Raw genomic sequence first — 7,500 nt, forward strand, 5'->3', positions numbered from 1 at the left:
CAGGGCCTCATGAGCTTAACCGAACGCTATCTCAGTCTTCGTCAAGCTTGGTGAACCGCCGGATGCGGACCCGCATGTCCGGTGGTGTGAGGGGACGGGGGCTAGCCGCCCCCTCCTACTCGATGTTACGGGTGGCCCGGCCCCATTTCACCCCTGACAAAGTCTTCTTTAGAAAGGAGAAGCAAACATGGCAAAACCGGAACTTTCCTCCCCGGCCGTTAAGGCAAGCCGCTGGACGGCCAGACGCCTGGCCACCCTGGCCATGCTCATCGCCCTGTCAACTGTGGGCGCCAATCTAAAAATACCCAGCATCACCGGCACCCCGGCCTTCGATTCTTTTCCCGGCTTTCTCGGCGCCCTCATCCTAGGTCCCGCCGACGGGGCCCTGATAGCAGCCCTGGGGCACCTGCTCACCGCCTTTACCGCCGGGTTCCCCCTCACCCCGCCCCTCCACCTGGTAATCGCCGCCGGAATGGCCGCCGTCGTTGCCCTTTTTGCCCTTTTCTACCGCTTTTCCCCCTGGCTGGGGATAGCAGCGGGAATAGCCCTCAACGGCCTGTTACTCCCGGCGCTGTTCATCCCCCTGCCGGGGTTCGGCAAAGCATTCTTCCTGGCCATGGTGGTGCCCTTATTAATCGCTTCCGCCCTGAACATCGTTCTGGCCGCGACGGCCTTCACCAGCCTGCGCCGGGTATATCCCGCCAGCTATGCCGCCGGCCGGGGGAAAGGTGAAGGTAAATGACCCCGACCACCCTTTCCCCCCGCCGCTACCGTGATTTGACCATCCTGGACCTGGATGCGCAAAGATCCCTGGTGATCGCCTGCGACTCCGCCGGGGCCATCGGCCCCAAGGAAGCCGACGTGGTGCGGGTGCCGGGATACGTCCTGGGTCGCTTCACCGCCAGGGTAGCCCTAATGGAAGTCCTGGCGGTAGGCGCCTGGCCGGTCTGCATCGTCAACACCCTCTCCGTGGAACCGGAACCTACAGGTGCGGCCATCCGGGAGGGCGTAGCCGACGAGGTCCGCTCGCTGGGTATCGATCCGGAGAAAGCCCTCACCGGCAGCAGCGAAAAAAACGTCCCCACTATCCAGTCCGGGATAGGGATCACCGTCATCGGCCTGGCGGTTACCGCAGAGCTGCTAATAGGGCGCCTGGCTGCCGGCGACGCCCTGGCCCTTTTCGGGCGGCCCAAGGTCGGAACCGAGGTCTTCCTCGACGATCCGGAAATCGCAGACCTGCAAACCGTGCGCCTGCTCCTCGACCAGCCGGGCATCCGGGAAATCGTTCCCGTCGGTTCCAGGGGCATCCTGGCCGAGGCCCTGGACCTGGCCGCTTTATACAGGCTGCAGATCAACTGGCGGCCGGGCTTACCGGAGCTGGACTTGCACAAATCGGCCGGCCCCGCCACCTGCATCCTCGCCGCCGGCGAGCGGGCCGCCCTAGAGGCTGCAGGGCTCCGGGCGGGAAAACCCTTCTGCCTCCTGGGGACCCTGGAAAATTAGAACAGTCCCCTGGCGGTGGAAATAAGTAAATTGCTCGTTACAGCAAAAGAAAAAGCACCCGTTGCGCGCGGGTGCTTGTAGAGGTCTATCCCGTCCCGGACTAGGCCGCCTTTTCCAGGACAATCTTGCCGTCCCGGGCGACGGCCCGGACCTTGTCGCCGGGGACGATTTTCCCGGCCAGCATCTCGTCGGAGAGCTGGTCTTCGATGAGGGTCTGGATGGCACGCCGCAGGGGACGAGCGCCGAAGGCCTCGTCGAAGCCTTCTTTGATGAGGATTTCTTTGGCTTCATCCGTCACTTCTACGGAAAGCTTATTCTCCTCCAGGCGGCGGTTCATATCGGCCAGCATCAAGTCGACTATCTTTTTGATATCATCCCTGGACAGGGCATGGAAGACGATCAGCTCGTCGATGCGGTTCAGGAACTCGGGCCGGAAGGTCCGCCGCAGCTCTTCCATAATGTGCTTCTTCATTTTGTCGTAAGAATCGGCCGCCACTTCGCTGGTGGAAGCTTTAAAGCCCAGGCTCTCCCGCTTGATGGTGCTGGCGCCGATATTGGAGGTCATGATAATCACCGTGTTGCGGAAGTCCACGGTGCGGCCCTTGGCGTCCGTGAGCCTGCCGTCGTCCAGGACCTGCAGCAGCACGTTAAAGATGTCCGGGTGGGCCTTTTCGATCTCGTCAAAGAGGACCACGCTGTAGGGCCGGCGCCGGACGGCCTCCGTCAGCTGGCCGCTCTCCTCGTAGCCGACGTAACCGGGCGGGGCGCCCACCAGCCGAGAGACGGTGTGCTTCTCCATGTACTCGGACATGTCGAAGCGGATCATGGCGTCCTCGTCGCCGAAGAGGGCCTCGGCCAGGGCCCGGGCCAGCTCGGTCTTGCCGACGCCGGTGGGGCCGAGGAAGATGAAGGAGCCGATGGGCCGCTTGGGGTCTTTGAGGCCCGCCCGGGCGCGGCGCACGGCCCGGGCAACGGCGTGGACGGCCTCATCCTGGCCGATGACCCGCTGGTGCAGGACATCCTCCAGGTGGAGGAGCCGCTCGCTTTCCTCCTGGGCCAGCTGGGTGACCGGGATTCCCGTCCAGCTGGAAACAATCTGGGCGATGTCCTCCGGCGTCACCACGGACTTCTCCAGGCCCTTTTCCTTCTGCCACTCGCCCTTTTTGGCTTCTAACTCCTCTTTTATTTTCTTTTCTTCGTCTCTTAAGGCCGCCGCCTTTTCAAACTCCTGGGCATGGACGGCCGCCGCCTTTTCCTTCTCCAGTTCTTCCAGGCGTGCTTCCAGCTTTTTCACGTCGTCGGGAGCCGTGTAGACTTTGAGACGCACCCGGGAAGCAGCCTCGTCAACCAGGTCGATGGCTTTATCCGGCAGGTAGCGGTCGGTGATGTAGCGGTCGGAAAGCCTGGCCGCCGCCTCCAGGGCCGCATCGGAAATCTTCACCCGGTGGTGGGCCTCATAGCGGTCCCGCAGGCCCTTCAGGATGGCTATGGTTTCCTCCACCGTGGGCTCGCCGACCATAACGGCCTGGAAACGGCGCTCCAGGGCGGCGTCCCGCTCGATGTGTTTGCGGTACTCGTCAATGGTGGTAGCACCGATGGTCTGCAGTTCGCCCCGGGCCAGGGCAGGCTTTAAGATGTTGGCAGCGTCGATGGCCCCCTCGGCGGCCCCGGCGCCGATGAGGGTATGCAGCTCGTCGATAAAGAGGATGACGTTGCCGGCGTCGCGGACTTCGTCCATAACCCGCTTGAAGCGTTCTTCAAACTCGCCCCGGTACTTGGTGCCGGCCACCATACCGGACATATCCAGGGCGACTACTCGTTTATCCCGCAGGACTTCCGGTACCTGGTTCTGGACTATCTTCTGGGCCAGGCCTTCGACGATGGCCGTCTTGCCCACGCCGGGATCGCCGATTAAGACGGGGTTGTTTTTCGTCCGGCGGCTTAGAATCTGGATGACGCGTTCAATTTCTTTTTCCCGGCCGATGACCGGGTCCAGCTTGTCTTCCCGGGCCAGGCGGGTGAGGTCCCGGCTGAACTGGTCCAGGGTGGGCGTCTGACCCGGCCGCTGCGGCTGCATTTTGACCGCCCCGGGGGCGCCCATGGGCTGGAAGGCCCCTCCTCCGGGGAACCCGCTCATGCCGAAGGGCAGGCTGCCGAAAACCAGGGTCCAGCCGCCGGCCTGGGGCTGCCCGCCGGCACCCCCCAGCAGGGCGATGACCTGCTGGCGGATTTTCTCGGGGCTCAAGCCCAGCCCGCCCAGCACCTGGGCCGCCAGGCCTTCGCCTTCTTCCAGCAGGCCTAAGAGGATATGTTCTGTGCCTACATAGTTTACGCCCTGGCGCCGCGCTTCTTCATTGGCCAGCTCCAGGACCCTTTTCGCCCGCGGTGTCAGGCCGATTTCCCCACCGGCAGGGGCTTCCCCCGGCCGGATAATTTTACGCACTTCCTCACGTACAGCTTTCACATTCACTCCCAAACTGGCCAGGGCGCGGGCGGCGACGCTGTCGCCTTCCCGCAAGATACCCAGCAGGATATGTTCGGTCCCAATGGCCGGGTGATGCAAGGCCCTGGCTTCTTCCTGGGCCAGGCGCAAGACCCGGTTGGCCCTTTCGGTAAAACGTGGTGACATGATTACTCCACCTCCTGTAGGTTTTCTGCTAGCCTGCTAAAAATTCCCGTACCATGGCCGCCCGGCGCACATCGCGCTCAAAGGGCGTCATTTCTTTCCCGGCGGTAAACTGCAGGTAAGCCGGCTGGATGCGCACCATGAGCTGGTTTATCAGCCGCTGGTCGATGCCGCGTAAAATTTTCATTTCCACTCCCAGGCGGACATCTGAAAGCAGCTGCAGGGCTTCCTGGGAGCTCAAGACGCGGGCGTTGGTCAGGACACCGTAGGCCCGGCCCACGCGGTCTTCCAGCTGCCAGCGGTTTTGCTTGCGCAGCAATTCCCTGGCTTCCCTTTCCTGATCGGCCAGCCGCACAGTTACCGCCGAAAGGTTGTTGATAATCTCTTCTTCAGAACGTCCCAGGGTGATTTGATTGGAAACCTGGAAGATATTGCCCTGGGCTTCCGTGCCCTCGCCGTAAAGGCCCCTGACCGTCACTCCCACCTTGGTCAGGGCCGTCAATACCTGCCCGGCCTGCTTGGTCAACACCAGGGCCGGCAGGTGCAGCATGGTGGAAGCCCTTAAGCCCGTACCGACATTGGTAGGACAGGCGGTAAGGTAGCCCCTTTCCTGGTCAAAGGCAAAGTCCAGCTCGTTTTCCAGGGCATCGTCGGCGGCGTCGGCCAGGCGCCAGGCTTCATGGAGCATCAGGGCCGGCAAAAGGCACTGCAGGCGCAGGTGGTCTTCTTCATTGACCATGATGCTGATGGCCTCATCATCCCGTAAAACTACGGCCTTTTCTCCCTTACCTTCCGCCAGGTCCGGGCTGATGAGGTGTTTCTCCACTAGTATCTGCCGCTCTACCGGCGACAATTCTCGCAAGGTCTGGAGCTTTAATTCACCCACGGCCTGGAAGACCCCCGGCGCCCGGATGGCCTGGCTCACCTGGCGGATAACCTTCACTTCCTGGGCTTCGTTCATCAAATTGGGAAAGGGCATCCCCTTCAGGTTACGAGCCAGCCGGATGCGGCTGGAAATGACGATGTCGGCCTGGGGACCGGACCCTTCCATCCATTTGCTGCTGCGCTCTAAATTCAGACTCATTGCCCGACCCCCTGTTCTCCCAGGCGATTCTCCAGGTCGCGAATGCGGTCCCGGACCTGGGCGGCCTTTTCAAATTCTTCCTGCTCGACCAGCCGCTGCAGCTGCGCCCGCAATTTTTCAATCTCCCGGCGCACCCGTAAATTGCCGCCGGCCCGGCGGGGTACTTTGCCGCGGTGCTGGCTGCTCCCCTGGATGCGCCGGATGAGGGGATCCAGGCGCGCGGCCAGGTAATGGTAACAGTCCGGGCATCCCAGCCGCCCCGTCTGGTGGAATTGCTCGTAGCTCAGGCCGCACTCGCGGCAGCGTTCCACTGCCGGCGGGGCTTTGACCTCCAGGCCGGGGTCATAATCCAGCAGCCCGGCTAAAAATTTGGGAATGGAAAAGTTGAGCTGGGGCTGCATTTCCCGGGCACACTCCTGGCAGAGATAAAGCTCCGTCTTATCGCCGTTGATAATCCTGGTAACGTGGACACTGGCCGGCCTCTCCTGGCATCGTTCACAAAGCATTTTCTAGCCCCCTTTTATCCTGCGCCAGGGAAATCATCGCGCATTAAGGTTAAAATTACAGCCTTCATAATGCAGGCCCGTACCTGGTCGCGCCTGGGTAGTTCCAGGGGTAAAGCCTGGCGGTTGATGGCTGCCGTCAGGAGCAGCTGCTCCCGCCGGGTTAACAACCCCTCCTCCCCCAGGCGCTCCAGCAGCTCCACGGCTGCCTCCTGGGAGAGGTATTCACCAAGGGCTTCGTGCACCCAATCTTTTAGCCGCTCCTCGGCATTTAGGGGTACCCGAGCAATGCGGATATAGCCACCGCCACCCCGGCGGCTTTCCACCAGGTAGCCCCTTTCTATGGTAAAGCGGGTGCTGAGGACATAGCTGATCTGCGAAGGTACGCAGGTAAAGCGCTCGGCCAGCTCCTGGCGCTGCAGCTCTACTATGCCATCGGCACTGCTTTTTAACAGCCACTTGATGTAGTTTTCTATCCGGTCGGCCAGGGTTTTACCTTCCATTCATCGGCCCACCCCCTTGAGTCTTCCTTTTGGTTTTGACTTTCTTTTTCCTTTTGACTTTCCTTGACTATTTTATACTGCAAAAATTTCCTCTTAGCAATATTAATCTATACCTATTTTATCCAATCCCTGGCTTTCTGGCACCTGAAAAGCTATTATGCTCCTTATTTTACATTCTTGCTTGCTGTATCTCCTGTTTTTAAAGATGGCGGCTATAAAATCGTCTCCTTCCAGCCATACTAGAGTTACTCCCGTTCCATTTGCTGGCACCTTTTGTATAAATTTGTGTAAAGGAGAAGATACCTTGCTAGGGGCGGAAATAAAAGCAGTCCTAAATGAAGCCGTTGCCACTCCGGATCCCCGGTTGCAGCGGCTCTTAAACCATGCCCTGACCGGCGGTAAGGGCCTGCGGCCAACTTTAGTTTTATTATGTGCCCGCTTCGGGATTCATGATACCCTGGAAGCCCGGCAAGTGGCGGTAGCCATAGAACTTATTCACCTGGCCTCCCTGATCCACGACGACGTCCTGGACGGGGCGACCGTCCGCCGCAGTCTGCCCGCCCTCCACTGCCTCTATGGGACAGTGCCGGCCGTCCTCACCGGTGATTACCTCTTTGCCACCGCCTTTGGTCTCCTGGCCAGAAGCAAAAAAGCCGTCCTCACCACGGTTACCGAAGCCATCCGTTCCATGTGCTGCGGGGAAATCCAGCAATTAACAGCTGCCGGCCCCGATATAAACTCCTATTTTACTTATATCGGCCAAAAAACGGCCGCCCTGTTCAGTGCCGCCTGCCGTTGCGGCGGCATCCTCTGCCGTTTAAAGCGCCCCCAGCAGAATTATTTGGCCCGGTTCGGCTGGCACCTGGGCCTGGCCTACCAGATAATCGACGATTACCTCGATCTTTTCGGCTCCGCTGCAAGGATGGGCAAACCCAACCGGCAGGACCTGGCCCGCGGCATCCTTACCCTCCCTGTTTTACGCTTTTTAGAGCTTTCTCCGGAAGCTGCGCCGTGGCAGGAAAAAATAAATCGCGGCCTGACGGCTGTGGAAATAGAGGAGCTCACTGCTGCCGCGCGGCAATTAAAATGTGATGAATATACGGCTGCCACAGCGGGAGAACAAATTACCCTGGCCCTGGAGGCCCTGGATAAACTACCGGCAAACCCGGTACAGGAAGAGCTGGCTTTACTGGCTGCCCGTACCCTGGACCCCCTGCATGAATTAATTTAAGTCAAGCTGGTCGCTAAATTACGCCAACCCGCCGCAGGGTTTTACAAAGA

Annotated in this window: 8 protein-coding genes (1 of these 8 only partly in view); 3 read left to right on the top strand and 5 right to left on the bottom strand. The window is 60.3% G+C overall.

Annotated features, from left to right (window positions below; translation table 11 throughout):
* Window positions 1-187 precede the first annotated feature (187 nt).
* Window positions 188-742, top strand: coding sequence for an ECF transporter S component (locus FLZ89_RS05530; protein WP_141304597.1), 555 nt, complete (start codon window positions 188-190; stop codon window positions 740-742).
* Complete coding sequence (locus tag FLZ89_RS05535) at window positions 739-1,503, top strand: AIR synthase related protein (protein WP_141304598.1); 765 nt, start codon at window positions 739-741, stop codon at window positions 1,501-1,503. The genes FLZ89_RS05530 and FLZ89_RS05535 overlap by 4 nt, the downstream gene beginning before the upstream one ends.
* Window positions 1,504-1,603: 100 nt before the next feature.
* On the opposite strand, the gene FLZ89_RS05540 is transcribed toward FLZ89_RS05535, so the two are convergent.
* The 4 genes from FLZ89_RS05540 to FLZ89_RS05555 are packed head-to-tail and all read right to left on the bottom strand — an operon-like array spanning window position 1,604 to window position 6,219.
* Window positions 1,604-4,132: an ATP-dependent Clp protease ATP-binding subunit gene (locus tag FLZ89_RS05540; protein ID WP_141263734.1), complete on the bottom strand. Its 2,529-nt coding sequence runs from the start codon at window positions 4,130-4,132 to the stop codon at window positions 1,604-1,606.
* A 28-nt stretch (window positions 4,133-4,160) separates the two neighbouring features.
* On the bottom strand, window positions 4,161-5,213 hold the full coding sequence (locus FLZ89_RS05545) for a protein arginine kinase (RefSeq protein WP_141263733.1): 1,053 nt from the start codon (window positions 5,211-5,213) through the stop codon (window positions 4,161-4,163).
* Window positions 5,210-5,719 (bottom strand): UvrB/UvrC motif-containing protein, encoded by a 510-nt coding sequence (locus FLZ89_RS05550; RefSeq protein ID WP_141304599.1) that lies wholly within the window; start codon window positions 5,717-5,719, stop codon window positions 5,210-5,212. The genes FLZ89_RS05545 and FLZ89_RS05550 overlap by 4 nt, the downstream gene beginning before the upstream one ends.
* 14 nt (window positions 5,720-5,733) lie before the next feature.
* Entirely contained in the window at window positions 5,734-6,219 is a 486-nt protein-coding gene (locus FLZ89_RS05555; protein WP_141263731.1) for a CtsR family transcriptional regulator, read from the bottom strand.
* Window positions 6,220-6,523: 304 nt separating this feature from the next.
* Between FLZ89_RS05555 and FLZ89_RS05560 the strand changes: the two genes are divergently transcribed.
* Window positions 6,524-7,450: a polyprenyl synthetase family protein gene (locus FLZ89_RS05560; protein WP_141263730.1), complete on the top strand. Its 927-nt coding sequence runs from the start codon at window positions 6,524-6,526 to the stop codon at window positions 7,448-7,450.
* 13 nt (window positions 7,451-7,463) lie between these two features.
* Here FLZ89_RS05560 and FLZ89_RS05565 read toward each other — a convergent pair whose 3' ends face one another.
* A protein-coding gene (locus FLZ89_RS05565) for a tetraprenyl-beta-curcumene synthase family protein (RefSeq protein ID WP_141304600.1) crosses the window boundary here: on the bottom strand, window positions 7,464-7,500 show its 3' portion. Its footprint extends 1,031 nt past the window's final position; only the last 37 of its 1,068 coding nucleotides appear in the window; its start codon lies beyond the right edge, outside the window — the gene reads right to left on this strand; its stop codon occupies window positions 7,464-7,466.

This window comes from Moorella sp. E306M (genome assembly GCF_006538385.1).
In the GTDB taxonomy this organism is placed as follows: domain Bacteria; phylum Bacillota; class DSM-521; order Neomoorellales; family Neomoorellaceae; genus Neomoorella.

Coding starts and splice junctions, on each gene's coding strand:
- FLZ89_RS05530 (WP_141304597.1), top strand. CDS start 188: ATGGCAAAACCGGAACTTTCCTCCCCGGCCGTTAAGGCAAGCCGCTGG.
- FLZ89_RS05535 (WP_141304598.1), top strand. CDS start 739: ATGACCCCGACCACCCTTTCCCCCCGCCGCTACCGTGATTTGACCATC.
- FLZ89_RS05540 (WP_141263734.1), bottom strand. CDS start 4,132: ATGTCACCACGTTTTACCGAAAGGGCCAACCGGGTCTTGCGCCTGGCC.
- FLZ89_RS05545 (WP_141263733.1), bottom strand. CDS start 5,213: ATGAGTCTGAATTTAGAGCGCAGCAGCAAATGGATGGAAGGGTCCGGT.
- FLZ89_RS05550 (WP_141304599.1), bottom strand. CDS start 5,719: ATGCTTTGTGAACGATGCCAGGAGAGGCCGGCCAGTGTCCACGTTACC.
- FLZ89_RS05555 (WP_141263731.1), bottom strand. CDS start 6,219: ATGGAAGGTAAAACCCTGGCCGACCGGATAGAAAACTACATCAAGTGG.